Consider the following 25,011-nt stretch of genomic DNA (forward strand, 5'->3'; position numbering starts at 1 on the left):
ATTGGTTAAGTTGTCGGCGAGGTGAACCCTCGGTGCATCCCCGGGTCAGCGGCTAGAGGACGGCGATGGCGCGGTCCGTCGGCGCGACGGGCGCGGGAAGGATGGTGCTTCCCATGAGGTACTTGTCCACGGCGGCAGCGGCTGCGCGGCCCTCGGCAATGGCCCACACGATCAGGGACTGTCCACGGCCGGCGTCACCGGCAACGAAGACGCCTTCGGTGTTGGTCATGTAGTAACCGTCGCGTGCAACGTTGCCGCGGCCGTCGAACTCTGCGTGGACCTGCTCGGCGATCCCGGCCGGTTCGGCGCCCGTGAAACCAAGGGACAGGAACACCAGGTCCGCGGGGATAATCCGCTCGGTGCCAGCCTTGGGCAGGCGTTTGCCGTCCACGAATTCGGTCTCGGCCACCTTGACGCCGGTCAGCTTGCCGTTTTCGCCAACAAACTCGACGGTGGAGGCGAGGTAGGTGCGTTCGCCGCCTTCCTCGTGGGCGCTGGCCACCTCGAACAGGGTGGGGAACGTCGGCCACGGCTGGTGGCTGGCACGCTCCGACGGCGGCTGCTTGCCGATGGCGAGGGTGGTGACCGATGCAGCGCCGTGCCGGTGGGCGGTGCCCAGGCAGTCGGCACCGGTGTCGCCGCCGCCCAGGATCACCACGTGCTTGCCGTGGGCGTTGATCTGGTTCTCGATGGTCTCGCCGGCAACGGCGCGGTTGGCGGGCACCAGGTAGTCCATGGCGAAGTGGATGCCGTCGAGGTCCCGGCCCGGGATAGGCAGGTCCCGCGGTACGGTGGCACCGGTGGCGATCACGACGGCGTCGTACCGGCGGCGCAGCTGCTCCCAGGTCACGTCCGAGCCAACGGCGACGCCGGTCCGGAAGCGGGTGCCTTCCGCCTTCATCTGCTCGACGCGGCGGTCCACCTGCTCCTTTTCCATCTTGAAGTCGGGGATGCCGTACCGCAGCAGGCCGCCGATCTTGTCGTCCCGCTCGTAGACGGCAACGGTGTGTCCAACGCGGGTGAGCTGCTGGGCCACGGCCAGTCCTGCGGGGCCGGATCCGACGACGGCAACGGTCTTGCCGGTGAGGCGTGCGGGCGGCAGCGGGCTGACCCAGCCGTTGTCCCAGGCCTCATCAATGATCGAGACTTCCACCTGCTTGATGGTGACGGCGGGCTGGTTGATCCCCAGCACGCAGGACGCCTCGCAGGGTGCCGGGCACAGCCGGCCGGTGAACTCGGGGAAGTTGTTCGTGGCGTGCAGGCGCTCGATCGCTTCCTCGCCCTTGTCCCGCCACATGAGGTCGTTCCACTCGGGAATGAGGTTGCCCAGCGGGCAGCCCTGGTGGCAGAACGGGATGCCGCAGTCCATGCAGCGCCCGGCCTGTGCCTTCAGCGTGCCCTTTTCCTGCGCCTCGTAGACTTCCTTCCAGTCCATGATGCGGACGGGAACGGGACGGCGCGGCTGGGTTTCACGCTGGCGTACTTTCAGAAATCCGCGTGGATCAGCCACCGGTCACCTCCAGGATTCGAGACCATACTTCTTCGCCGTCGGGGTCAAGGCCCTCTTCGATGGCGTCGAGACGGGTTTGCAGCACGGCCGCGTAGTCGCGCGGCAGCACCTTCGTGATGCGGGCGGCGGTGTCATCGAAGTTCTCGAGGAGGCGCGCCGCCAGCTGGGAGTCAGTTTCTTCCACGTGCTTGACCAGCAGGCCGTGGACGATGTCGCGGTCCTCGGCGTCCAGCTCGCGGAGCTGGAGTTCGCCGGACTGCAGGGCTTCCTTGTTGACCTTGGCAGTGTCCAGGTCAAGGACGTAGGCGGTGCCGCCGGACATGCCCGCACCGAAGTTGCGGCCCGTGCGGCCGATGATCAGCGTCTGGCCGCCGGTCATGTACTCGCAGCCGTGGTCGCCGATACCTTCGGCGACGGCGGTGGCACCGGAGTTGCGGACCAGGAAGCGTTCGCCCACCTGGCCCCGCAGGAACATCTCGCCGCTGGTGGCGCCGTAGCCGATCACGTTGCCGGCGATGACATTGGTCTCCGCTTTGAAGACGTTGGTACGGTCCGTGCGGACAATGATCCGGCCGCCGGAGAGGCCCTTGCCCACATAGTCGTTCGAGTCGCCGTACAGCCGCAGGGTGATGCCCGCCGGCAGGAAGGCGCCCAGCGACTGGCCGGCGGTGCCGTTCAGGGTGATGTCGATCGTGTCCGTCGCCAGGACGTCGGTGCCAAAGGTCTTGGTGACGACGTGGCCCAGCATGGTCCCCACTGAACGGTCGGTGTTGATGACGTCCACGGTGATCTTCACCGGGCTGCGGTCGGTCAGCGCTTCGGTGGCCATGGTGATCAGCCGCTGGTCGAAGTGCTTATCCAGCTCGTGGTTCTGCCCGGTCATGTTCCGCAGCGGCGCGTCATCGTCGAACTCCAGGCCGTGCAGGATCGGGTCCAGGTCCAGGCCGTCGGCCTTCCAGTGGTCGATCGCCTCCCGGGTGTCCAGGACCTCGGCGTGGCCAATGGCTTCCTCAAGGCTGCGGAAGCCAAGCTCGGCCAGGATCTCCCGGACTTCCTCGGCGAGGAATTCGAAGAAGTTAACCACGAACTCGGGCTTGCCGCTGAAGCGTGCACGCAGCTCGGGGTTCTGGGTGGCGACGCCTACCGGGCAGGTGTCGAGGTGGCAGACGCGCATCATGATGCAGCCTTCCACCACCAGCGGTGCGGTGGCGAAACCGAACTCCTCACCGCCCAGCAGCGCTGCGATGACAACGTCGCGGCCGGTCTTGAGCTGGCCGTCCACCTGGACCACCACGCGGTCGCGGAGGCCGTTGAGCATCAGGGTCTGCTGCGTCTCTGCGAGGCCAAGCTCCCACGGAACACCGGCGTGCTTGAGCGAGTTCAGCGGCGAGGCGCCGGTGCCGCCGTCGTGTCCGGAGACAAGTACGACGTCGGCCTTCGCCTTGGTCACGCCGGACGCCACGGTGCCGATCCCGACTTCGGAGACAAGCTTCACGTGCACCCGCGCCGAGGGGTTGGCGCGCTTGGCATCGTAGATGAGCTGCGCGAGGTCCTCGATGGAGTAGATGTCGTGGTGCGGCGGCGGGGAAATGAGGCCCACGCCGGGGGTTGAATGCCGCGTGCGGGCCACCCACGGGTAGACCTTCTGCGCCATCAGCTGGCCGCCTTCGCCGGGCTTGGCACCCTGCGCCATCTTGATCTGGATGTCGTCGGCGTTGGTCAGGTACAGGCTGGTCACGCCGAACCGGCCGGACGCGATCTGCTTGACCGCGGAGCGGCGCTTCGGATCCAGGAGGCGGTCCACGTCCTCGCCGCCTTCACCGGTGTTGGATTTGCCGCCCAGCTGGTTCATGGCGATGGCCAGCGTCTCGTGGGCCTCCTGGGAGATGGAGCCGTAGCTCATGGCCCCGGTGGAGAACCGCTTGACGATGCTGGAGACCGGCTCCACTTCCTCAAGGGGCACGGAGGGGCGGTCGTTCTTGAACTTGAGGAGGCCGCGGAGGGTCATCAGGTTGGTGGACTGGTCGTCCACGCCCCTGGTGTAGGCCTTGAAGATGTCGTAGCGGCGTTCGCGGGTGGCGTGCTGCAGCCGGAAGACGGTCTCCGGGTTGAAGAGGTGCGGCTCGCCGTCCCGCCGCCACTGGTACTCGCCGCCGCCCAGCAGGGGCCGGTGCGGCTGCTCGATGCCGCCGTCGGGGTAGGCCATCTGGTGGCGTGCGGAAACCTCGGCTGCGATGACATCCAGCCCCACGCCGCCCAGCTGGGAGTGTGTGCCGGCGAAGAACTCGTCCACCAGTTCCTGTCCGAGGCCCAGGGCTTCGAACGTCTGGGCGCCGGTGTAGGAGGCAACCGTGGAGATGCCCATCTTGGACATGATCTTCAGGACGCCCTTGCCGAGGCCCTTGATCAGGTTGTAGACCCCGTCCTGCGGGGTGACCCCGGTGACGTCGCCTGCGGCAATGAGCTGTTCCACGGATTCCATGGCGAGGTAGGGGTTGACTGCGGATGCTCCGTAGCCGATCAGTACGGCAACGTGGTGCGTCTCGCGGACGTCGCCGGCCTCCACCACCAGGGCGGTCTTGGTGCGGTTGGCGCTGCGCAGCAGGTGGTGGTGCACGGTGCTGACCAGCAGCAGGGACGGGATGGGCGCCCACTGTGCATTGGAGTCACGGTCGGAGAGCACGATGTACTGCACTCCGCGGTTGATGGCGCCCGAAACCTGCTCGCAGATCTCCGTGAGCCGGGCACGCAGCGCGTTCTCGCCGCCTTCTGGGCGGTAAAGGCCGCGGACCTTCATGGCCACGCGGTTGCCGTCGGCATCCTCGATGTTGGCGATCTTGGCCAGCTGGTCGTTGTTGATCACCGGGAACGGCAACTGGACCTGCGGCTGGCGCACCTGCTTGGTGTCCAGCAGGTTGCCGTTGGGCCCGATGGCGCACGTCAGGGACGTGACCAGCTCCTCGCGGATGGCATCCAGCGGCGGGTTGGTGACCTGCGCGAAGGACTGCACGAAGTAGTCAAAGAGCAAGCGGGGGCGCTTGGACAGCACGGCCACCGGAGTGTCCGAGCCCATGGCGCCGAGGGGCTCGGCCCCGGTGCGGGCCATGGGGCCCAGCAGGATCTTCAGTTCCTCGGTGGTGTAGCCGAAGGTGCGCTGGCGGATGTTCACGGACGCGGCCGTGTGCACCACGTGCTCGCGCTCGGGCAGCTCGTTGAGGTCGATCAGGTTGTCCTTGACCCACTCGGCCCACGGGTTGGCCGCGGCCACTTCGGCCTTGACTTCTTCGTCATCGATAATGCGGCCGGCCTCGGTGTCCACCAGGAACATCTTGCCCGGGGACACGCGGCCCTTCTTGACCACCTTGGAGGGCTCGACGTCGATCACGCCGACTTCTGAGGCGAAGACGATCAGGCCGTCCTCGGTGATCCAGAAGCGGCCGGGGCGCAGGCCGTTGCGGTCCAGGGTGGCACCAACGAGGTTTCCGTCGGTGAAGGAAACGGCGGCGGGGCCGTCCCATGGTTCCATCAACAGCGAGTGGTACTCGTAGAAAGCGCGGCGTGCCGGATCCATGGTGGCGTGGTTTTCCCAGGCCTCCGGGATCATCATCATGATCGAGTGCGTGATGGGGCGCCCGGACAGCCAGAGGAGCTCCGCTACCTCGTCGAAGGATGCGGAGTCGGAGGCACCGGGGGTGCAGATGGGGTACAGCTCTTCCGGCGAGTCGCCCAGCAGCGGGTTGGCGAGCTGGGACTGCCGGGCGCGCATCCAGTTCCGGTTGCCCTTGACGGTGTTGATTTCACCGTTGTGGGCAATGGTCCGGAACGGCTGCGCCAGCGGCCACGACGGGAAGGTGTTGGTGGAGAAGCGCGAGTGCACGATCGCAAGCTTGGTCTTGAACCGCTTGTCGGAGAGGTCCGGGTAGAACGGCTCCAGCTGGGCGGTGGTGAGCATGCCCTTGTAGACGATGGTGCGGGAGGACAGCGACGGGAAGTAGACGCCGAACTTGTTCTGGGCGCGCTTGCGGATGCGCCAGGCACGGGAGTCCAGTTCGTTGCGGTCCAGTTCCCCACCATCAGCGGCGGCGAGGAACGGCTGGGAGAAGTAGGGCATGCAGGCACGCGCCATAGCGCCAACGAGGTCGGCGACCACGGGCACTTCGCGCCAACCGAGGACCTTGAGTCCTTCGTCGGCGGCCAGGCCCTCGATTCCGGCTTTGGCAGCTGCGGCTTCGCGCTGCTCGGCAGGAAGGAATGCGGTGCCGGCAACGTACTGGCCGGGAGCCGGCAGCTCAAACTCGGTGACGGCACGGAAGAACTCGTCGGGGATCTGCATGAGGAGGCCGGCACCGTCACCCGTGCCTTCGTCAGCGCCCACGGCGCCGCGATGCTCAAGGTTGCGCAGCGCGGTCAGTGCGGCGTCGACGATGTCATACCCGGGCTCACCGCGCAGGGTGGCGATGATCGCCAGGCCGCAGGCGTCCTTCTCCTGCTCCGGGTTGTACAGCCCGGCAGCCTCCGGCATGGCGGCAAAGCGCTTGAACGGCGACAATGCAGCCTCAGGCTGATCCGGTTCGGACCAGCTGGGAGTGTTAAGAGTTTGGGTCATGGGAGACGTCCTTCCTCCTGATCGTGCGTATGGAAGGGACACCGTTGGCCCCACTCGTCGGCGCCGTTGCAGGGGCACAACAAAGTGTTGATTACTGGAAATTGTAGGTCAGCGCGGCCTGCTGAACTAACGGTTACGCAGGCCCCTGCCCGGGGCACCACCGGACAGCAGCTTCACGCTGTCAAGAGAATGCCCCATGCCACGACGTTGTGGTTTCGGGCCCTTCGAGCGGTGGCTCTGCTGCCCTGCGTGGCCGGCGTCCTACTTGCCGGTGCCGGCCTCCGGCGCGGGTCCGGTGGCTGTGCTGCCGGAGTGTCCGGCAGCCGTTGCATCCGGTCCGGGCTTGGCGCCCGCCGGTGCAGCCTCGGCCTCTTCCGTGGGGTCGGAAGCGTGCCTGGAACCGCTGTGGTTATCAGGGAGATTACCACGCGAACCACTATCTGAGACAACAGTGTCCGGAGCACGGACATTTGTGACTGTCCCAGGATCCGGGACCCTGGCGGGCTCGGCGGCCGGCTCATGGCTTGGGAGGTAGACGCTGTCCGGTTCCGGGCGTCCTTTGAAGCCCAACAGGATGAACGCGGCCAGGGCGGCCAGGAACACGAAGATACTGGTCCACACGTTCAGCCTGGTGGTGACCCCGAAGAGGCTGATCTGCTCCGCATCGTCGATGCGCAGCAGTTCGATCCAGACGCGGCCGAGGGTGTAGTACATGGCGTACAGCCAGAAGAGGCGGCTGCGGCGGAAGTGGAAGCGCCGGTCCAGGGCGAGCAGTACAAGCACGCCCGCGAGGTTCCACAGCGATTCGTAGAGGAACGTGGGGTGGAACAGGGTGTCCGCAGGCATGCCCGCGGGGAAGTTGGGGTTGTTGGGGTCGATCTGCAGGCCCCAGGGGAGGGTGGTGGGACCGCCGAAGAGTTCCTGGTTGAAGTAGTTGCCCCACCGGCCGATGGCCTGGGCGAGGAGCAAGCCGGGAGCCGCGGCGTCAACAAAGGCGCTCAGCTTGACGCCGCTGCGGCGGCAGCCTATCCAGGCACCGATGGCACCGAGGACGACGGCGCCCCAGATTCCCAGCCCGCCCCGCTGGATCTGCGGGATCAGGGAGAGGTCACCGGTGCCGTCGAAGTTGGGACCGAAGTAGGCGTCCGGTGAGGACACGACGTGGTACAGCCGGCCGCCGATGATGCCGAAGGGGATCGCCCAGATGACGATGTCCCAGACACTGCCTTCAGGGGCGCCGCGTTTGGCCCAGCGGACGGAGGTCAGCCACAGGCCGACGACGATTCCCGCCAGGATGCACAGGGCATAGGCGTGGATCCGCAGGTTGCCCCACGGCAGGGGGATGTCGAACCCGGACCAGCCCGGGCTGGGGATGCTGGCTGGTACCAAAGCGGGTGACAGGGCGGCCGCCTGAAGGAGTGCCTGCATGGCTTACGCCCCGGCTTCCTGCGTGGAGCCGGTTTCCCTGGTGAGCCCGGTGCTGAGGTCCTTGGTGAGGCTGGCGACGGCATCCACGCCGCCGTCGCCCAGCGCCTTGACGAGGGCGGTGCCCACAATGACGCCTTCCGCGTAGGCAGCGATTTCGCGGACCTGCCCGGCGTTGGATACGCCCAGGCCAACGCAGACGCGCTCCGCACCGGCACCGTGCGCTGCGGAGACTACATCCTTGGCGGCAGAGCTCACCGAGGAGCGGGCGCCCGTGACACCCATGATGGAGACGGCGTAGACGAAGCCGCGGCTTGCATCCACGGTGCGCTGCATGCGTTCGGGAGTGGAGGACGGTGCCACGAGGAACACCCGGTCCAGGCCGTACTTCTCCGAGGCTTCCATCCACTCGCCGGCCTCATCGGGGATGAGGTCCGGGGTGATGAGCCCGGCTCCCCCGGCCCCGGCCAGCCTGCGCGAGAACTCGTCCACGCCCATGCGGACCACCGGGTTCCAGTAGGTCATGACCAGGACGGCTGCATCGGTCTGGCTGGTGATGCCGGCAACAACGTCGAAAACCTGGCTGACATGAAAGCCCTTGGCCAGCGCCTCGGTGGTGGCGGCCTGGATAACCTGCCCGTCCATCACAGGGTCCGAATAAGGAATGCCGATTTCGATCAGGTCCGCGCCGTTCCGGGCAGCCGCGATGCCGGCCGCAATGGAATCCTCGACGCTGGGGTACCCGGCGGGCAGGTAGGCGATGAGGGCGGCGCGCCCCTGGGACCGGGCCCGGTCGATCGCCGCTGCCGCCTTGCTGGCCGTCTCTGCATGGCCGGCCATCTCTGCGCTGCTCACAGCTGCTCCCCCTCTTTGCCGATCTCGGATTCGGCGGAATTCTTGTCCAACAGGTCAAACCATTCGGCTGCGGTGGCCACATCCTTGTCGCCGCGCCCGGAAAGGTTCACGATGATGATCTTTTCGCCGGCCGAGGCCGCGTCCTCAGCGGCGAACCGCTGCCCCACCTTGATGGCTCCGGCCAGGGCGTGGGAGGACTCGAGAGCCGGGATGATACCCTCGGTGCGGCACAGGAGGCGGAACGCGTCCATGGCCTCGCTGTCCGTGATGGGCTCGTAGCTGACCCGTCCGATGTCGGACAGGTAGGAGTGCTCGGGGCCCACCCCGGGGTAGTCCAGGCCGGCGGAGATGGAGTGCGACTCGATGGTCTGCCCGTCGTCGTCCTGCATCAGGTAGGAGCGCGCGCCGTGAAGGACGCCCGGCTTGCCCAGCGTGATGGTGGCAGCGTGCCGGCCGGTCTCCACCCCATCGCCGCCGGCTTCGAAGCCGAAAAGCTTGACGGAAGGGTCGTCCAGGAACCCGTGGAAGATGCCGATGGCGTTGGAGCCTCCGCCGATGCAGGCGCAGACGGCGTCCGGCAGGCGGCCTTCCTGTTCCAGGATCTGGGCGCGGGCTTCTTCACCGATGACCTCATGGAAGTACCGGACCATGGCGGGGAACGGGTGGGCGCCGGCGGCGGTGCCCAGCAGATAGTGGGTAGTGGAAACATTGGCCACCCAGTCACGGAGGGCGTCATTGATGGCGTCCTTGAGGGTCTGCGATCCGCTGGTGACGGGGATGACCTTGGCGCCCAGCAGTTCCATCCGGGCGACATTCAGAGCCTGGCGGCGGCAGTCCTCCGCGCCCATGTACACCACGCATTCCAGGCCCATGAGGGCGGCAGCGGTGGCGCTGGCGACGCCGTGCTGGCCGGCGCCGGTCTCGGCAATGATGCGGGTCTTGCCCATGCGCTTGGCAAGCAGCGCCTGGCCCAGGACGTTGTTGATCTTGTGCGACCCGGTGTGGTTCAGGTCCTCACGCTTCAGGAATACCCGTGCTCCCCCGGCATGCTGGGAGAACCGCTTGGCCTCGGTCAGCAGCGACGGGCGGCCCGAGTAGTTCTTGTTCAGGTCCGCGATCTGCGCCCGGAACCCGGGATCGTCCTTGGCCTTGTTGAATGTTTCTTCAAGTTCGTCCAGGGCGGCAATGAGCGACTCAGGCATCCATCGGCCGCCGTAGTTGCCGAAGTACGGCCCCGGGGCGTGGCGGAGGGATCCGCCCTGCAGGAATGCTTCCGCGGTGTTGTTGTCAGCGTTTCCTGAGGGTGCTTGAGCCATCAGTCCTGTCCTGTTCGAAGTTGGCGGTCAAAAAGTGCTGTTCCGGCACAGGGCCGGAACGGTAGGCGTGCCCTGCGGGGCCAGCGTGCCGCTGCCCCTGCCGGAAGCCGGATGGTGCGGTGGTGTCTCAGCTGCGCGCAGCGATCGCGGCGGCGCCGGCGGCCGTGAACTCAGCGATGCGCTCCCGTGGCGTGGCGTGGCTTACCAGGGCCTCGCCCACCAGTATGGCGTTGGCGCCGCTTGCGGCGTAATGCGTGACGTCGTCGGCGTCGCGGACGCCCGACTCGGCTACTACGACCGCCTCGGCCGGGATCAGCCCCGCCAGCGAGGCAAAGACGGAACGGTCGACGTCGAGCGTCTTGAGGTTGCGGACGTTGACGCCGATGATCCGCGCGTTGGCCGCGACAGCCCGTTCGATCTCGTCCTCGGTGTGCGTCTCCACCAGCACGTTCATGCCGAGTTCCCGGCTGAGCGCGCTGAAGTCGGAAAGCTGCGTGTCCGACAGTGCGGCCACGATGAGCAGGATGAGGTCGGCGCCGTGGGCACGGGCTTCCCAGATCTGGTACTCATCGAGCGTGAAGTCCTTGCGCAGCAGCGGGACGTCGACGGCGGCGCGCACGGCGTCGAGGTCCGCCAGGGACCCGCTGAACCGGCGCTGTTCTGTGAGGACGCTGATGACGGAAGCACCGCCGTCGGCGTACTGCCTGGCGAGCGAGGCAGGATCGCCGATGCTGGCGAGATCGCCCTTGGAGGGGCTGCGGCGCTTGATTTCGGCGATGACCTTCAGCTGTTCCCGGGTTGGCGAGGTGCCGCCGAGGGCCGCCCAGGCGTCACGGGCAGGTGCCGCGGCCTGGGCCAGGTCCTTCAGCTCAGCCAGCGAAACGAGCCGCTTCCTGGCCTCCATATCCTCCCTGACACCGGCGTTGATGTCGTCGAGAACAGTCGCCATCAGTGGCCGGAGTTCTTCAGCTTGCTGCCTTCGACGCCGTAGCCTGCCTTGCGCATGACATAACCGAGGATCAGGCCGATGACCATCACCACGGCGCCACCGATGAAGATGGGGGTGCTGGCGATGACGAAGGCGATGGCTGCGATGAGTGCGCCTACGAGCATGACAATGACGCAGGTCCAGGCGGCCGGGCTGTTGCCGTGGCCCAGTTCCTGGCTGTGGTCAATGGCGCCGGGGGCAACCGTGCGGGTGCCTGACTTGGAAACGGACGCAGGTGCTTTGCTCATGGAAAATCTCCTCAGGATGGATACTGCTTACATTCTGCCATTTTTTGGCTGCCACCCGCGTACCGCCGGACCCGGCGCCCGTAGCGGCGCTGGTGGCCGTTGGCCCTACGTGGGGTCCTCACCGCGGGAAAGCCGGTCCCAGCTGTCGATCTCGTCCATGGGGCCGGAGGCTGCAGCGGTCCCCGCCACCGCGGGTGCGTCATATTTGGTGCGCGTCTTCCAGTAGCGGGACGCCGGCAGGAGCAGCAGTGCGGCCAGAGCCAGCAGGCAGCCCGCGACGACGGCGAGGACCGGGAAGGCGGTGACCTCAACGTGCGCCTGGCTGCCGGAGACGCCGGTGGCGCCTGCGATGGTTCCCTGGGCGGCTGCGAGGGGATCGGCCAGGACGGCTGCCGCGGCCGTGACCACACCGGCTGAAGCAACGATGATGATGGCCGTGATGACCCAGCGGGCGATTTTGCCCGCGATGGCCGCGGCAAGGCCGCCGGCCAGGGCCACGAGGGCCAGTGCCGTTACCGCGGTGGCGGCTTTGCTTCCCTGCACCGGGATGCCACTTTGAGCTGCTGCCTGGCCCATCTGGTTGGGGTCCAGGGTGGCGGTCAGCCAGGTCTGGGTGGTGGTTCCGAACGCGGCAAGCGCCAGGAGGGTGATCAGCAGCACCAGGTTGGACTTGCGCGCCCACACCGGCGTGGAACCCTTGGCCGGACGGCCCGCTTTGGCTGCCTTACCGGCCTTCCCCGCCGTCTTCGGGCGGCCTGCGGCTGCTTCCGGGCCCGACATCAGGACTCCGTCCCGCCGGGGAGGGATTCCGCGGAGATGTTGTGCAATGATCCGGCAGTGTGGACGGCGCGCAGCGGGGCGGCCGCTTTGTTCACGGTCTCCAGGGCCTCGGTGGGATTCACGGAGTCGGCGACGATGCCGCCGCCGGCCTGGACGTACGCGCGCCCCTCGCGAATCAGGGCGGAGCGGATGGCGATTGCCATGTCCATGTCTCCGGCGAAATCGAGGTAGCCCACCACGCCGCCGTAGATGCCGCGGCGGTGCGGTTCCAGCTCATCGAGGAGCCGCAGGGCGCGCGGCTTGGGCGCGCCGGAAAGGGTGCCGGCCGGGAATGTGGCCTTCAGGACGTCATACGCCTTCGCCTGTGGTGCCAGTTGGCCCACCACCGTGGACACCAGGTGCATGATGTGGCTGAAACGCTCCACCTCCATGAACTGGGTGACGTCCACGGTGCCTGCCACGCAGACTTTGGAGAGGTCGTTGCGTGACAGGTCCACCAGCATCAGGTGCTCTGCGCGTTCCTTCTGGTCCGCCAGGAGTTCCTCGGCGAGGGCCTTGTCGGCTTCCACCGTCTTTCCACGGGGGCGGGAGCCGGCGATGGGGTGCGTGATGACTTCCTGCCCCGTGACCGTCACCAGCGCTTCCGGCGAGGACCCGACAATTGAGTACTCCCGGCCCTCGGCGTCTGCGAGGCTGAAGATGTACATGTAGGGGCTGGGGTTGGTGTTGCGCAGGACACGATAGACGTCCAGCGGGGAGGCCTTGCACTCCATTTCGAACCGGCGCGAGATAACCACCTGGAAGACTTCGCCATCCACGATGGCTTCCTTGCCGCGGTCAAGGGCGGCCAGGTACTCCGCCTCGTCCCAGCGTTCCTGCACGCTCGATGCGAAGTCCAGGGCGGCAGGTGCCAGCACGGAGACCGGCTGCACCACGGGGGCGCTGATCCTGGCCAGGAGTTCCTTCACGCGGGTCACGGCATCGTGCCAGGCCTCATCAACCCGCTCCGAGCTGTTGTCGAAGTTGATGGCGTTGGCGATCAGCAGGACGGTGCCGTCCACGTTGTCATGCACGGCCATGTCGGTGACCAGGTTCAGGGCCATTTCCGGCAGCTGGAGATCGTCCTCGGGAGGGCTGACCAGCCGCTCCCAGTGCCGGACGGTTTCCCAGCCCAGGAAGCCCACCAGGCCGGAGGTGAAGGGAGGCAGCCCGTCGAACCGGTCGGTGCGCAGGGCGTCGATGGTGTCGCGGATGGCGTCCACGGGGCTGCCGCTGACCGGCACGCCGGCGGGCGGTTCACCCAGCCAGTGCGCCTCGCCGTCCTTGGTGGTCAGGGTGGCGCGGGACCTGGCGCCGATGAAGGAGTAGCGGGACCAGGCGCCGCCCACCGCGGCTGATTCCATGAGGAACGTGCCTGGCTGGCCCTGGGCCAGCTTCCGGTACAGGCCGATGGGGGTTTCGGCGTCGGCCAGGACCTTGAGCCTGACGGGAATGACGCGGCTGTGGCCGGCGAGTTCCCGGAATTCCTCGAGGCTTGGGCTGATGGTTCCGAGGTCCTGCATGGCTATGCTTGTCCGCCTGTTCTTCGGAAGGCCCGGCAATGCCGGCGCCTTGGGTGTGCTTGCTGGGTGGCCCCGGCCTGGCATGGGCCGCCGGGGCAGCGGGCTCGGCTTAGCCTGCCTGGCCTGCCACCACGTCCAGGCCCCTGCCGTCGAAGCAGGTCCGGGTGCCTGTGTGGCAGGCGGCACCCACCTGGTCGACGCGCACCAGCAGCGCGTCGCCGTCGCAGTCCATGGCCACCGATTTGACCCACTGGACGTGCCCCGAGGTGTCGCCCTTGCGCCAGTACTCCTGGCGGGAGCGGGAGTAGAAGGTGACCCGGCCGGTGGTCATGGTGCGGTGGAGGGCCTCGTCATCCATCCACCCGAGCATCAGGACTTCGTTGGTGTCATACTGCTGCACCACCGCGGCCACCAGGCCTGCGGCGTCACGCTTGAGGGCCGCCGCCAGCTTCTCGGGAAGGGGGCTGGCCGGCACGGATGCCGCGGGGGACGGCACCGCGGAATCAAGGGACGACGACGGCACGGACTGCGCGGGTGCGGACACCGTGGATCCTGCGGTGTGGACGGGGGTTGGCTGCTCAGACATCGGGTCAAGTCTAGTGCCTCTGCGGGGCCTGTCTCCTGTTGTGAACAACGGCACGCCACCGGCCCCTCCGATGCTGCCCAACTCGACAGCTCTCGTGCTAGTTTCACAAGTGATGCATTTCGTCGAACCGTCCCGAGAAGTCCTGGCCGAAACCCTGCTTGCGGCCGGCCCTGATGCGCCCACGCTGTGCAAGGGCTGGCGCACCAGGGACCTTGCCGCGCATCTGTACCTGCGCGAGCGGAAAGCCGCCGTCGGGCTCGGCCTGGTCATCAAGCGCCTGGCCAAGGCATCGGACCAGGCCACCGCAAAGTTGGCGGCCAAACTCACCAGCAACGAGGACTACGCCCGGCTGGTGAACACCTTCCGCGCCGGGCCGCCGGCGCTCTCGCCGATGAGCATCAAAGCCCTGGACGAAAGCGCCAATCTGATCGAGTACTTCGTGCACACCGAGGACGTCCGCCGCGCCGTGGACAGATGGGCCCCCAGGGCCCTTGACGAGGCCTACTCCGATGCGCTCTGGGACGAACTGGTCAAGCGCGCCGCCATCCTGTACCGCGGCGTTGACCTGGGCATCGTCCTCGTCCGCCCGTCCGGCCCGCGGCACGTGGCCAAGCGCGCCCCTGTTTCGGTGGCGATCGTCGGCGAGCCGGGCGAACTGCTGATGCACGCCCATGGCCGCACCCGCCATGCCCTGGTCACCTTCGAAGGCCAACCCGACGCCGTCGCACTCCTCCAGTCAGCCGAAGTAGGGCTTTAGTCCCCACCCGCCCCCTAACCTCGCAAGCTCGGCCAGGGAACCCGGCGGGCGTGGGCCCTCCCACCCGCCCCCTAACCTCGCAAGCTCGGCCAGGGAACCCGGCGGGCGTGGGCCCAGCAGGTCAATTGAGGGTCAGCGGACTTCGAAGCCGGCCTCGCGGATGGCGTCCTTGACCTGGTGCATCATGTTGTCCGGTCCCCAGTGGAAGATGGACGCGGCGAGGACGGCGTCCGCACCTGCAGCGACGGCCGGCGGGAAGTGGGCGGGCTCCCCCGCACCGCCGGAGGCGATGATGGGAACCCTGACGGCCGCCCGGACCAGTTTAATGAGTTCGAGGTCAAAGCCGTCCTTGGTGCCGTCGGCGTCGATGGAGTTGAGCAGGATCTCCCCCACCCCGCGGTCAGCCGCTTCCCTGGCCCATTCGATGGCGTCGATGCCCGTGCCGGTGCGGCCGCCGTGGGTGGTCACTTCAAACCCCGACGGCGTGGGCTGGGATCCCGGACGGGTGCGGCGGGCGTCCAGGGACAGCACGAGGACCTGGGATCCGAAGTGCCTGGTGATCTCGTCGATCACGCCAGGCCGTGCCACGGCGGCGGTGTTGATGGAGGCCTTGTCGGCGCCGTAGCGCAGGAGCTTGTCCACCTCGGCCACGCCACGGACACCGCCGCCGACTGTGAGCGGGATGAAGACTTCCTCGGCGGTTCGGCGGACCACGTCGAACGTGGTCTCGCGGTTACCCGACGACGCGGTGACGTCCAAGAACGTCAGTTCGTCGGCGCCGGCGTTGTCGTACCGGTGGGCGAGTTCCACGGGGTCTCCGGCATCCCGGAGACCCTCGAAGTTGACGCCCTTGACGACGCGTCCGGCGTCGACGTCGAGGCAGGGAATGACGCGTACTGCTACTGCCATGGGAACTCCTGGAATCCGGTGCTGCTGGGGTGGGGTACGGGCGTCAGATGCGGCAGGCGTGGATGCTGCTGACCAGGATGGCGCGGGCGCCGAGGTCGTACAGTTCGTCCATGATCCGGTTGGTTTCCTTCTTGGGCACCATGGAGCGCACTGCCACCCAGTCCGAGTCGCGCAGCGGGGAAACCGTGGGTGATTCCAGTCCCGGGGTCAGGCTGGCTGCTTTTTCCACCAGCTCCTTGCGGATGTCGTAGTCCATCAGGACGTATTGGCGGGCCACGAGGACGCCCTGGAGGCGGCGGATGAGGACGTCGATTTCCTTGGCCGTGCCGTTGGCGGCGCCGCCTTTGCCGGTCCGCCGGATCAGGACGGCCTCGGACTTCAGGATGGGGTCGCCGAAAATTTCCATGCCGGCGGCCTTGAGGGTGTTGCCGGTTTCGACGACGTCGGCGATGGCGTCGGCAACGCCGAGGCGGACCGACGATTCCACCGCGCCGTCGAGCCGGACCACCTTGGCGTTGATGCCGCGTTCGGCGAGGTAGTTGCGGAGCAGGCCGTCGTAGCTGGTGGCGAGGCGCTTGCCCTCAAGCTCTGCGGCAGAGCTGAAGTCGCCCACCGGCCCGGCGAAGCGGAAGGTGGAGGCGGCGAATCCCAGCGGAAGCAGCTCTTCGGCTTCGACCTCGGCGTCCAGCAGCAGGTCGCGGCCGGTGATGCCGACGTCGAGTGTTCCCTGGCCCACGTACACCGCGATGTCGCGGGGGCGGAGGAAAAAGAACTCGATGTCGTTGTCGGGGTCCACCATGACCAGCTCGCGGCTGTCGCGCCGCTGGCGGTATCCGGCTTCGGAGAGCATGGCGGAGGCGGCTTCGGACAGGGAGCCCTTGTTGGGGACGGCTACTCGCAGCATGGGGATTTTCTTTCTGGGTGGAAGGTCTTTGTTTTCAGGCAGTGCAGGCCACGGCGGGACCGGCGACAGTGCGCCGGACCGGTGGCTACAGATGCTTGTAAACGTCTTCCAGGGTCAGGCCTTTGGCGAGCATCAGAACCTGCAGGTGGTACAGCAGCTGGGAGATTTCCTCTGCCGCGGCTTCATCGGATTCATATTCGGCAGCCATCCATACTTCGGCTGCTTCCTCAACGACTTTCTTCCCGATGCCGTGAACACCGGACTCCAATTCAGCGACGGTGCGGGAGCCTTCCGGGCGGGTGGCTGCCTTCTCGCTGAGCTCAGCGAACAGCGTCTCGAAATTCTTCACGCCCTCCAGCCTACTTGCTGCGGCCGCACGGGCGCTTCCCGGGCCGTTGGATGACGGGCGCGATGTGAGCGAATACACACCGCGCCCGCCACTGGTCCGCTGCTAGCTGCGGTACTGCTTGAGGACGACGGCGGTGGCCAGCGCCGCCGTCACTGCCTCGTGGCCTTTGTCTTCCTTGGAGCCGGGCAGGCCGGCGCGGTCGAGGCCCTGCTGTTCGTTGTCGCAGGTGAGGACGCCGAAGCCCACCGGCACTCCGGTGGACACGCTGACGTCGGTGAGTCCCGACGTCGCCGCCTGGCAGACGTAGTCAAAGTGCGGGGTACCACCGCGGATCACGACGCCGAGGGCAACCACGGCGTCAAAGTGCGGTGCCAGCCGCGCAGCGGCAACGGGCAGCTCAAAGCTGCCGGGAACCCGCAGCACCGTGGGCTCGGCGATGCCGGCGTCCTTGGCTGCCCGGAGCGCGCCGTCCAGGAGGCCGTCCATGATCTGCGTGTGCCAGCTGGCTGCGACGATCGCCAGCTTCAGCTGCGAAGTCTCCGCCGGGCTGAGGGTGCTGAGGTCGATGTCGGGTGCGCCGTGTCCGCTCATGTGTTCTTGTGTTCCGTTCGTCTTTTGGAAGTTCAGTCTTGTTCGTGGTCGTAAGAAGCGTCCGGGGCCGTGACCGGCACCGGAGCATTATGGGTGTCCAGCAGCAGCCGGTGTTCCATGCGGTCCTTCTTGGTGCGCAGGTACCGGATGTTCTGCTCGCGGGATGGCACCTCGGTGGGGACCATTTCCACGACCTTCACCCCTGCCTTGGCCAGCCTGTTCTGCTTGTCCGGGTTGTTGCTCAGCAGCCGCACCTCGTGCAGGCCCATCTCGGCAAGGATCTGGGCTGCGGCCTTGTAGCACCGGGCGTCGACGGGCAGGCCCAGCTGCTCATTGGCTTCCACCGTGTCGAAGCCCGCCTCCTGCAGCGCGTAGGCCTTGATCTTGTTGGCCAGGCCGATCCCGCGGCCTTCCTGCCCGCGCAGGTAGAGGAGGGTGCCGCCGTTGTCCCGGATCATTTCCAAGGCGAAGGCGAGCTGTTCGCCGCAATCGCACCGGTAGGAGCCGAAGACATCGCCGGTCAGGCACTCGGAGTGCAACCGGACCAGGGGTGCCTTTCCGTCACTGGGCGCGCTGGGGGAACTGACGGCCAGATGCTCAACGCCGGTCACCAGGTCCGTCCATGCCTGCGCCACGAAATCGCCGAAGGCGGTGGGCAGCTGCACAATCGGCCCTCCGCTGACGGGATGGGGCGCCGCACCGGACACCGTGTGGGGCGTCCGGTGACCGTCCTGGTGGCTGTCGTCGCTGGCTGCCGCTGCCGTCATCGCTTCTCCTTCTCTTCGCCCGGGGCCACCCGGGCACTTTCCTGCGGAACTCCCCCGGCCCCGGCTTCAAGATACGCCACCAAGTCCTCGATGGAGATCAGGGGGCACCCATGTTCAGCTGCGAACGAACGGAGTCCGTCCAGGCGCATCATTTCCCCGTCGTCGTACACCACTTCGGCGATCACCCCGACAGGCTCCAGCCCGGCAAGGCGGCACAGGTCCACCGCGGCCTCAGTGTGGCCCTGGCGTTCCCGCACACCTCCGTCAACTGCCCGGAGCGGGAAAATATGCCCCGGTCGGGTTACCGAAGCGGGACCGGCGTGCGGGTCCGCCAGGATGCGGGCGGTCAGGGCGCGGTCGGTGGCGGATATTCCCGTGCTGACACCGGTGGCGGCGTCGCAGGAGACCGTGTAGGCGGTGCCTTTGGCGTCCTGGTTCACGGCGGTCATGGGCGGCAGGGCCAGGGCGTCGGCGCGCTCTCCTGTCAGCGGCACGCAGATCACTCCGGAGCTGTACCGGATGGTCCAGCCCATCAGGGCCGGTGTGGCGTGCTGGGCGGCAAAAATAATGTCGCCTTCGTTTTCGCGGTCCTCGTTGTCCACCACCAGCACGGGCCGGCCGGCCGCCATGGCGCGCACGGCGTCCCCAATGGAATCCAGCCCCATTGCCGGCACCGCCGCGGGGTGGGCGGCCACGGGTTCCGTCACGGCGCCAGGGGCAACGCCGGCGTCCACGCGCACTGCGGCGTTCACCGTGCACCTCCCGCGCTTGCTGCGTCAGCGGCAACGGCTGCGGCACCTGCCGGGACACCGTCGCCACGGAAGGCAAGCAGGCGTTCGGTGTACTTGGCCAGGACGTCGACTTCGAGGTTCACCCGGCTGCCGCTGGTTTTGGTGCCCAGGCCGGTCTCGGCAAGGGTGGTGGGAATCAGGCCTACTTCAAACCAGGGTTCCTGCTCCCCCGCCGGGCTGACTGCCGTGACCGTCAGGGAGACACCGTCGATGGCGATGGACCCCTTCTCCGCGATGTAGCGCGCCAGGTTGGCAGGGACGCCGAAGCGCAGCCGCTCCCAGTTTCCCTGGGCTTCACGTTCCAGCAGGACTCCCACGCCGTCCACGTGGCCCTGCACCACGTGCCCGTCAAGGCGTCCGCCTGCGGGAACACAGCGCTCCAGGTTGACCCGGTCCCCGGCAGCGAGTTCGCCGATGGTGCTGCGGACCAGGGTCTCGCCCATCACGTCCACGCTGAAGTCCTTGCCGTCGATCGCGGTCGCCGTGAGGCACACCCCGTTGACGGCGATGGAGCCGCCCAGTGCCAGGCCCTCGGTGGAGCCGGGTGCGTGCAGCCTGAGGGTGGCGCTGGTGTCCCCGTCCCGCTCAACGGACAGCACCTGCCCCTGCTCGGCAATAATTCCGGTGAACATCAGTAGCCTCCCTGGGCTTGTTCCGCGCTGTCGCGGGTTGGTGGTTGGTCAAGTGCAACTTTCCGTTGCGGTCTCAGATGAAGCCGCAGGTCCCGTCCCAGCGTCCGCACCGCGCCGCCGTCGGACGCGTCCCATTCCCATTGCTGGGCGTCGGGAAGGCTCGTGATGCCGAGTCCGTTCAAGGACGGGGTGCCGGATCCCAGGAGGGTGGGCGCCAGGTACACGATGAGCTCGTCAACCAGGCCCGCAGACAGGAAGGAACTGAGGATGCTTGAACCGCCTTCCACCATGACGTGCCGGGTGCCGGCTCCATACAGCAGGGACAGGGCCTCGTGCGGGTCGCGGGTGGGGAGGTGGACGGCCAGTCCGTCGTCGCCGTGGATGGCGGCATCGTCGGGGATCGCGCGGAGCCCCATCACGGCACGCACGGGCTGCCGAGGGGCGGGGTTGCCGTGCGGATCCCGTGCCGTCAGGCGGGGGTTGTCCACCAGCACTGTCTGCGTGCCCACCAGGATGGCGTCGATGCGGCTGCGGATCCCGTGGTTGTCCGCGAGCGACTCCGGGCTGGAGATCCACTGGCTGGTGCCGTCTTCCGCGGCGATCCGGCCGTCCAGGGTCTGCGCGATGTGGAGGGTGACGAACGGACGCTTGGCGGCAACTGCTTCGAACCACTGGCGGTTCAGGTCCAGCGCCTCCTCTGCACCCAGGCCGCTGCGGACGCGGATACCGGCAGCGCGCAGGGTCGCGGCACCGCCGGCGGCAGGATCGTGGGGATCGTCCACCGCGTACACCACATCAGTGATTCCGGCGGCAATGATCGCTTCCGTGCAGGGGCCGGTACGGCCCACATGGTTGCAGGGTTCCAGTGTGACCACCATGGTGCAGCCGGTGAGGTCCAGGCCTGCGGCAGCGGCCTGCGTTATTGCGTCAGCCTCGGCGTGTGCCGTGCCGGCGCCGCGGTGATAGCCGGTGACCAGGTGCCGGCCCTCAGGACTGACGACGACGGCACCCACCAGGGGGTTCGCGCCGCGCGGGCCGTGCAGGGCAGCCTGGAGGGCCTGTTCCATGGCACGGGTTTCATCAGGAGTGAAGGCAGTGACCACCCCGGCGGCGGGCTGCAGTTCCACGGCGCCCGTCATGCGGTTGCCGATGCGGAGCGGGTACCTGCCCTGGAGGCGGCAGGAGTTTCGGCGTCAAAGAGCCATCGCTGGGGGTTCATTCGTGTGTCGTTCCTTCCCTGTTGAACCGCGATGGCTCCGGGGATACGACAGCAGAACGCTGCGCGGCCCAATGGCTGCGCAGATACAGCTGTACGTGCTTCTCTCATCCAGACTTTAACTGTCGGTACCGGAATTCCACCGGTTCAACCGTCCGCCGGAATCCCCATGAAGAGGACACCGGCTCGCGGGTCGCGGACTGTCACCGCCGGTTCGGACTTACACCGACCCCGGAGCACGTATGTGTGTTTTGTTATTGTGCCATAACCCGCACGAGGTCCCGGTTATTCCGTCGCCGCACGTAACGTCCGGCTGCCCTCCTTGCGCAGCAGGTCGATGGCCGCTGCCGGATCGTCAGCACCGTAAACAGCAGAGCCTGCCACAAAGACGTTGGCACCGGCCTCGGCGGCGCGGGTAATGGTTTCTTCGGTGATGCCGCCGTCCACCTGGATGGCCACACCCAGCCCGGAGCCGTCCACGGCAGCCCGCGCGCGGCGGATTTTGGGCAGGGTGATGTCCAGGAACGCCTGGCCGCCGAAGCCCGGTTCCACGGTCATGATGAGCAGCATGTCCAGCTCAGGCAACATGTCCAGGTAGGGCTCCACCGGAGTCGCGGGGCGGAGGGCCATCCCGGCTTTTGAACCCCTGCTGCGCAGTTCCCTGGCGAGCTTGATGGGTGCAATCGACGCTTCGGCATGGAAGGTGACCGAGGCCAGGCCGGCATCGGCGAACCCGGGCGCCCACCGGTCAGCATCGGCGATCATGAGGTGGGCGTCGAGCGGAACAGGGCTGACTGCCTGGATCCGCTGCACCACGGGCAGCCCAATGGTCAGGTTGGGGACGAAGTGGTTGTCCATGACATCCACGTGCACGGCGTCGGCGTTGCTGATCCGCTGCAGTTCTGCTTCAAGGTTGACGAAGTCGGCGGAGAGGATGCTCGGGTTGATGCAGCATTGCGTCACGGATGTGCCTTTCGCTGAAGGTGCGGGTGTCTTACGGACGAAGCGCATTCCTGCGCTGGACCGCTTTGGTCAGGACTTCTTTTTGATGAGCGCCAGGAACATGGCATCCGTGTGGTGGATGTGGGGCCAGAGCTGTGCCGTCGACTCATGGCCGGCGCCGAGGCTTCCCGTCAGGCTGACCGCGTCCAGGGCGGCCCCGGCGTCGATGAGTTCGAGGTCGTCCCGCTTGCGCAGGACGTCGGCTACAACGGCGGTGGTTTCTGCCGGATGGGGCGAGCAGGTCACGTAGGCCACTACTCCCCCGGGCCGCACTGCCGCGAGGGCGGAGCCCAAAAGTTCGCGCTGCAGAGGCCCAAGATCCGCAATATCCTTGGGCGAGCGCCGCCACCGGGACTCCGGCCTGCGCCTGAGTGCTCCGAGGCCCGTGCAGGGAACGTCGGCCAGCACGCGGTCGAACCGTTCCGGCTGCTCGGCGCCCACGTCCCGGCCATCGCCGGTCCGGACCTGCCAACTGGCCCCGGGGACAGCGGACAGGGCCTGGCTGACGAGCTTGGCGCGGTGCGGAGCAGGCTCATTGGCAAGGAGCGTTGCACCCCTCTGATGCGCCAGGGCGCCGAGGAGCGCTGCTTTCCCGCCGGGGCCGGCACAGAGATCAAGCCACGCCTCCCCCGCACCGGATGATGCCTCGGCGTCAGCACCGGTCCGCTCTGGTCCCGGGCCCACATCCACGGCGGCCAGCGCCCTTGCCACCAGCTGGGAACCAACGTCCTGCACCCGGGTGGTGCCGGCGCGCACGGATGCCAGCCGGCCAAGATCGCCGCCGCTGGAGAGTGCGGATCCTTCCACCAGTTCCCCTGGAGTGGCGCCGTTGTCCAGTGCCTCGGCCAGGCTGCCAAGGCCGGGCAGGGCCACCAGGTTGACCACCGGGGCCGCATTGTCTGCTTCCAGCAGGCTGTCGATCTCTGCTGCCGGGCGCCCGTGCGCCACCAGCGACTGCCGCATGGCGCGAACGATCCATTCAGGGTGGGCATACCGGAGCGAGGCAACCTTCGTCGCGTCGGTTTCACCCTCCACCAGCAGGTCCAGCCATTCCTCAAGGGTCCGGGCGGCCACTTTGCGGAGGACGGCGTTGATCAGGGCGGAGGGGCCGGCACCGATGACGGCCCGCGCCAGCCCTACCGTCTGGTCCAGTGCCGCGTGCGCCGGAACCCGCATGGCCAGCAACTGGTGCGCGCCAATACGCAGGGCGTCGAGAACGGCAGGGTCCAGCTGGGCCAGGGGCCGGTCCACGCAGCGCGCCAGGATGGCGTCGTAGGTGCCCTGCCCGCGCAGGGCTCCATAGCTCAGCTCGGTAGCGAAGCCGGCATCCCGCTTGTCCAGGCGGTGATGCCGGATCCGTGCGGGCAGCACCAGGTTGGCATAGGCGTCCTCCTCTGCCACCGCCCGCAGCACTTCGAAAGCCACCAGGCGGGCGGGATCGGCACGCCGGGTCCGCTGCGACGGCGCCAGCTCCGTGAAATTCTGCTGCGGGCCCCGGTTGCGCTCCCGTCCCTTGGCGTTGCGCCTGCTGGCATCCCTTGGTCCGCCATTGCCGCGGCCGCCGCCCGCCTGTCCGCCGTGGCCGCTTTTCCCGGCGCTGCCGCGTCCCCCGGCACTGCCCGGTCCGCCTGCGTTGCCGCCGGATCCGCTCATTCGAACACCACACTCTCCAGAGAATTCATACCGCGTGCCCAGTCGGCTGCAGCCATCATCTTTTTCCCGGCGGGCTGGACCCGGGTGAGTTCCACCGCGTGCGATCCCGTCCCCACCAGCACGCTTTTCCCCTGCAACTGCACGGCGCCCGGGGCAAGTTCGGAAACGTCCGGCCGGAGCAGGACAGGCTCGAGCTTCAACCGCTGTCCGTCCAGCAGCGTCCAGGCGCCGGGTTCCGGGGTAACACCACGGGCCTGCCTGCCGATGGCAAGCGCAGGGTGGGACCAGTTGAGGTGACCGTCCTCCAAGGTCAGTTTCGGTGCGAGCGATACCTCGCCGGACTGCGGCTGCGGCGACGCTTTCCCGGCCTGGATCGCCGACAACGTCTGCGCCAGCAGGACCGCACCGCTGTGGGAGAGCCGCTCCAGCAGGTCGCCCGCCGTGTCCTGGGGTTTAACCGCCTCCGTCAGGGTGCCAAAGACCGGACCGGTGTCGAGTCCCTCCTCGAGCCGGAAGGTGACGGCACCGGTGACGTCGTCGCCGGCCATGAGGGATCGCTGGACCGGAGCCGCGCCCCGCCAGGCGGGCAGCAAAGAGAAATGCAGGTTGACCCAGCCGTGCCGCGGTATGTCCAGGGCAGCAGGAGGCACCAGTCCGCCGTAGGCCACGATGGCCGCCACGTCCGGATGGACAGCGGAAATTTTGGCGACCGCCTCAGCATCGACGCGCGCGGCGTGGATAACCTCAATGTCCAGTTCCGCAGCGCGCCGGGCAACCGGTGATGGCGTCAGCACCCGTTTCCGGCCTACGGGGGCATCAGGACGGGTCAGGACTGCGACGACGTCGAATCCTGCGTCGACGAGGGCATCCAGGGACGGGACAGCGACGGCGGGAGTCCCCGCGAAAAGGACCCTCACCCGGCTGCGCCGAAGCTGGAGCCGGGAGCACTGCCTCCACCAACGCTGGCGCCGCCGAAACTCGACCCCACGCTCTTGGCACGCTTGGCGGTGGTGCGTTCGGTGACAGCGTCGTAGTTGGCGTTGCGGATGGACCGCAGCGCCGCCTTCCGGTCCTCACCCTCCAGGCGGTCGGTGTAGAGAATGCCGTCCAGGTGGTCGTTCTCATGCTGAAAGCAGCGCGCCAGCATCCCTTCCCCCTCGATGGAGACCGGGTTGCCGTGCATGTCCACCCCGGTGACCTTCGTGGCGCGGAAGCGGCGGACCGGGAAACCGAGGCCCGGAATGGAGAGGCAGCCTTCCACGTGGTCCGGCTGGTAGTCCCCGCTGTTCTCCAGGACAGGGTTGATGATGTGCCCTTCCACACCGTCGATGCGGTAGGTAAAGACGCGCTTGCTGACTCCGACCTGGGGCGCGGCAAGGCCGGCGCCGTCCACATCCTCCATGGTCTCGGTCATGTCGGCGACCAGTTTGGCAAGCTCGGGTCCGAATTCCGTCACGGGATCGGCAACTGTGCGCAGCACAGGATCCCCGATGATGCGGATATTCAGAATAGCCATGCGCTGTTTGTCCTCACGGTTGGCGGCAAAGGGAACCTATCCAGTTTA

General features: G+C 67.5%; 23 protein-coding genes and 1 riboswitch. Of the genes, 1 reads left to right on the forward strand and 22 read right to left on the reverse strand.

Features of this window, described 5'->3' with window-relative positions:
* Positions 1-52 precede the first annotated feature (52 nt).
* The 10 genes from J2X98_RS13355 to hisI form a co-directional block, all read right to left on the reverse strand.
* A complete protein-coding gene (locus tag J2X98_RS13355) occupies positions 53-1,510 on the reverse strand; it encodes a glutamate synthase subunit beta (RefSeq protein ID WP_141940976.1) in 1,458 nt (485 codons plus the stop codon).
* Complete coding sequence (gltB, locus tag J2X98_RS13360) at positions 1,503-6,116, reverse strand: glutamate synthase large subunit (RefSeq protein ID WP_307308943.1); 4,614 nt, start codon at positions 6,114-6,116, stop codon at positions 1,503-1,505. Before gltB ends, J2X98_RS13355 begins: the two co-directional genes overlap by 8 nt.
* A 261-nt stretch (positions 6,117-6,377) precedes the next feature.
* A complete protein-coding gene (gene lgt / locus J2X98_RS13365; RefSeq protein WP_307308945.1) occupies positions 6,378-7,544 on the reverse strand; it encodes a prolipoprotein diacylglyceryl transferase in 1,167 nt (388 codons plus the stop codon).
* A gap of 3 nt (positions 7,545-7,547) precedes the next feature.
* A complete protein-coding gene (trpA, locus tag J2X98_RS13370) occupies positions 7,548-8,381 on the reverse strand; it encodes a tryptophan synthase subunit alpha (RefSeq protein ID WP_307309058.1) in 834 nt (277 codons plus the stop codon).
* 11 nt (positions 8,382-8,392) lie between these two features.
* Positions 8,393-9,712, reverse strand: a complete 1,320-nt coding sequence (gene trpB, locus J2X98_RS13375) for a tryptophan synthase subunit beta (RefSeq protein WP_307308949.1) — start codon at positions 9,710-9,712, stop codon at positions 8,393-8,395.
* 127 nt (positions 9,713-9,839) lie between these two features.
* On the reverse strand, positions 9,840-10,661 hold the full coding sequence (trpC, locus tag J2X98_RS13380) for an indole-3-glycerol phosphate synthase TrpC (protein ID WP_141940972.1): 822 nt from the start codon (positions 10,659-10,661) through the stop codon (positions 9,840-9,842).
* Entirely contained in the window at positions 10,661-10,948 is a 288-nt protein-coding gene (locus tag J2X98_RS13385; RefSeq protein WP_056333411.1) for an HGxxPAAW family protein, read from the reverse strand. Before J2X98_RS13385 ends, trpC begins: the two co-directional genes overlap by 1 nt.
* A gap of 105 nt (positions 10,949-11,053) precedes the next feature.
* Positions 11,054-11,728, reverse strand: a complete 675-nt coding sequence (locus tag J2X98_RS13390) for a Trp biosynthesis-associated membrane protein (RefSeq protein ID WP_307308954.1) — start codon at positions 11,726-11,728, stop codon at positions 11,054-11,056.
* Positions 11,728-13,290 (reverse strand): anthranilate synthase component I, encoded by a 1,563-nt coding sequence (locus tag J2X98_RS13395; protein WP_141940970.1) that lies wholly within the window; start codon positions 13,288-13,290, stop codon positions 11,728-11,730. Before J2X98_RS13395 ends, J2X98_RS13390 begins: the two co-directional genes overlap by 1 nt.
* Positions 13,291-13,399: 109 nt before the next feature.
* Positions 13,400-13,876: a phosphoribosyl-AMP cyclohydrolase gene (hisI, locus tag J2X98_RS13400; protein WP_307308958.1), complete on the reverse strand. Its 477-nt coding sequence runs from the start codon at positions 13,874-13,876 to the stop codon at positions 13,400-13,402.
* 112 nt (positions 13,877-13,988) lie between these two features.
* On the opposite strand from hisI, the gene J2X98_RS13405 reads away from it, so the two are divergent.
* Positions 13,989-14,633, forward strand: a complete 645-nt coding sequence (locus J2X98_RS13405; protein WP_141940969.1) for a TIGR03085 family metal-binding protein — start codon at positions 13,989-13,991, stop codon at positions 14,631-14,633.
* A 132-nt stretch (positions 14,634-14,765) separates the two neighbouring features.
* On the opposite strand, the gene hisF is transcribed toward J2X98_RS13405, so the two are convergent.
* The 12 genes from hisF to def form a co-directional block, all read right to left on the reverse strand.
* Positions 14,766-15,542 carry an imidazole glycerol phosphate synthase subunit HisF gene (hisF, locus tag J2X98_RS13410; RefSeq protein ID WP_307308960.1) on the reverse strand — a complete coding sequence of 259 codons (777 nt, stop codon included), beginning with the start codon at positions 15,540-15,542 and terminating at the stop codon, positions 14,766-14,768.
* Between the two features lie 43 nt (positions 15,543-15,585).
* Positions 15,586-16,446, reverse strand: a complete 861-nt coding sequence (gene hisG / locus J2X98_RS13415; RefSeq protein WP_307308963.1) for an ATP phosphoribosyltransferase — start codon at positions 16,444-16,446, stop codon at positions 15,586-15,588.
* Positions 16,447-16,531: 85 nt separating this feature from the next.
* Complete coding sequence (locus J2X98_RS13420; protein WP_009358176.1) at positions 16,532-16,795, reverse strand: phosphoribosyl-ATP diphosphatase; 264 nt, start codon at positions 16,793-16,795, stop codon at positions 16,532-16,534.
* Positions 16,796-16,897: 102 nt separating this feature from the next.
* The gene (gene ribH / locus J2X98_RS13425; RefSeq protein WP_307308967.1) at positions 16,898-17,386 is read right to left on the reverse strand and encodes a 6,7-dimethyl-8-ribityllumazine synthase; all 489 of its coding nucleotides are present in this window, start codon (positions 17,384-17,386) and stop codon (positions 16,898-16,900) included.
* Positions 17,387-17,418: 32 nt separating this feature from the next.
* A complete protein-coding gene (ribA, locus tag J2X98_RS13430; RefSeq protein WP_307308968.1) occupies positions 17,419-18,153 on the reverse strand; it encodes a GTP cyclohydrolase II in 735 nt (244 codons plus the stop codon).
* On the reverse strand, positions 18,150-18,905 hold the full coding sequence (gene ribB, locus J2X98_RS13435) for a 3,4-dihydroxy-2-butanone-4-phosphate synthase (RefSeq protein ID WP_307308971.1): 756 nt from the start codon (positions 18,903-18,905) through the stop codon (positions 18,150-18,152). The genes ribA and ribB overlap by 4 nt, the downstream gene beginning before the upstream one ends.
* Positions 18,902-19,576 (reverse strand): riboflavin synthase, encoded by a 675-nt coding sequence (locus J2X98_RS13440; RefSeq protein ID WP_141940963.1) that lies wholly within the window; start codon positions 19,574-19,576, stop codon positions 18,902-18,904. The genes ribB and J2X98_RS13440 overlap by 4 nt, the downstream gene beginning before the upstream one ends.
* Positions 19,576-20,715 carry a bifunctional diaminohydroxyphosphoribosylaminopyrimidine deaminase/5-amino-6-(5-phosphoribosylamino)uracil reductase RibD gene (gene ribD / locus J2X98_RS13445; protein WP_141940962.1) on the reverse strand — a complete coding sequence of 380 codons (1,140 nt, stop codon included), beginning with the start codon at positions 20,713-20,715 and terminating at the stop codon, positions 19,576-19,578. Before ribD ends, J2X98_RS13440 begins: the two co-directional genes overlap by 1 nt.
* Positions 20,716-20,886: 171 nt before the next feature.
* Positions 20,887-21,036, reverse strand: a riboswitch (FMN riboswitch).
* A gap of 41 nt (positions 21,037-21,077) precedes the next feature.
* On the reverse strand, positions 21,078-21,755 hold the full coding sequence (rpe, locus tag J2X98_RS13450) for a ribulose-phosphate 3-epimerase (protein WP_141940961.1): 678 nt from the start codon (positions 21,753-21,755) through the stop codon (positions 21,078-21,080).
* Positions 21,756-21,824: 69 nt separating this feature from the next.
* Positions 21,825-23,447: an RsmB/NOP family class I SAM-dependent RNA methyltransferase gene (locus tag J2X98_RS13455; protein ID WP_307308981.1), complete on the reverse strand. Its 1,623-nt coding sequence runs from the start codon at positions 23,445-23,447 to the stop codon at positions 21,825-21,827.
* Positions 23,444-24,364 carry a methionyl-tRNA formyltransferase gene (gene fmt, locus J2X98_RS13460; protein WP_307308984.1) on the reverse strand — a complete coding sequence of 307 codons (921 nt, stop codon included), beginning with the start codon at positions 24,362-24,364 and terminating at the stop codon, positions 23,444-23,446. Before fmt ends, J2X98_RS13455 begins: the two co-directional genes overlap by 4 nt.
* Entirely contained in the window at positions 24,361-24,963 is a 603-nt protein-coding gene (gene def, locus J2X98_RS13465) for a peptide deformylase (RefSeq protein WP_141940958.1), read from the reverse strand. Before def ends, fmt begins: the two co-directional genes overlap by 4 nt.
* Positions 24,964-25,011 lie beyond the last annotated feature (48 nt).

Source organism: Pseudarthrobacter enclensis, assembly GCF_030811655.1.
Lineage (GTDB): Bacteria > Actinomycetota > Actinomycetes > Actinomycetales > Micrococcaceae > Arthrobacter > Arthrobacter enclensis_A.

Bases quoted from the DNA above. Each gene is read 5' to 3' on its own strand.
- gltB (WP_307308943.1), bottom strand. From the start codon at position 6,116: ATGACCCAAACTCTTAACACTCCCAGCTGGTCCGAACCGGATCAGCCT.
- lgt (WP_307308945.1), bottom strand. From the start codon at position 7,544: ATGCAGGCACTCCTTCAGGCGGCCGCCCTGTCACCCGCTTTGGTACCA.
- trpA (WP_307309058.1), bottom strand. From the start codon at position 8,381: ATGGCCGGCCATGCAGAGACGGCCAGCAAGGCGGCAGCGGCGATCGAC.
- trpB (WP_307308949.1), bottom strand. From the start codon at position 9,712: ATGGCTCAAGCACCCTCAGGAAACGCTGACAACAACACCGCGGAAGCA.
- trpC (WP_141940972.1), bottom strand. From the start codon at position 10,661: ATGGCGACTGTTCTCGACGACATCAACGCCGGTGTCAGGGAGGATATG.
- J2X98_RS13385 (WP_056333411.1), bottom strand. From the start codon at position 10,948: ATGAGCAAAGCACCTGCGTCCGTTTCCAAGTCAGGCACCCGCACGGTT.
- J2X98_RS13390 (WP_307308954.1), bottom strand. From the start codon at position 11,728: ATGTCGGGCCCGGAAGCAGCCGCAGGCCGCCCGAAGACGGCGGGGAAG.
- J2X98_RS13395 (WP_141940970.1), bottom strand. From the start codon at position 13,290: ATGCAGGACCTCGGAACCATCAGCCCAAGCCTCGAGGAATTCCGGGAA.
- hisI (WP_307308958.1), bottom strand. From the start codon at position 13,876: ATGTCTGAGCAGCCAACCCCCGTCCACACCGCAGGATCCACGGTGTCC.
- J2X98_RS13405 (WP_141940969.1), top strand. From the start codon at position 13,989: ATGCATTTCGTCGAACCGTCCCGAGAAGTCCTGGCCGAAACCCTGCTT.
- hisF (WP_307308960.1), bottom strand. From the start codon at position 15,542: ATGGCAGTAGCAGTACGCGTCATTCCCTGCCTCGACGTCGACGCCGGA.
- hisG (WP_307308963.1), bottom strand. From the start codon at position 16,446: ATGCTGCGAGTAGCCGTCCCCAACAAGGGCTCCCTGTCCGAAGCCGCC.
- ribH (WP_307308967.1), bottom strand. From the start codon at position 17,386: ATGAGCGGACACGGCGCACCCGACATCGACCTCAGCACCCTCAGCCCG.
- ribA (WP_307308968.1), bottom strand. From the start codon at position 18,153: ATGACGGCAGCGGCAGCCAGCGACGACAGCCACCAGGACGGTCACCGG.
- J2X98_RS13440 (WP_141940963.1), bottom strand. From the start codon at position 19,576: ATGTTCACCGGAATTATTGCCGAGCAGGGGCAGGTGCTGTCCGTTGAG.
- ribD (WP_141940962.1), bottom strand. From the start codon at position 20,715: ATGACGGGCGCCGTGGAACTGCAGCCCGCCGCCGGGGTGGTCACTGCC.
- J2X98_RS13455 (WP_307308981.1), bottom strand. From the start codon at position 23,447: ATGAGCGGATCCGGCGGCAACGCAGGCGGACCGGGCAGTGCCGGGGGA.
- def (WP_141940958.1), bottom strand. From the start codon at position 24,963: ATGGCTATTCTGAATATCCGCATCATCGGGGATCCTGTGCTGCGCACA.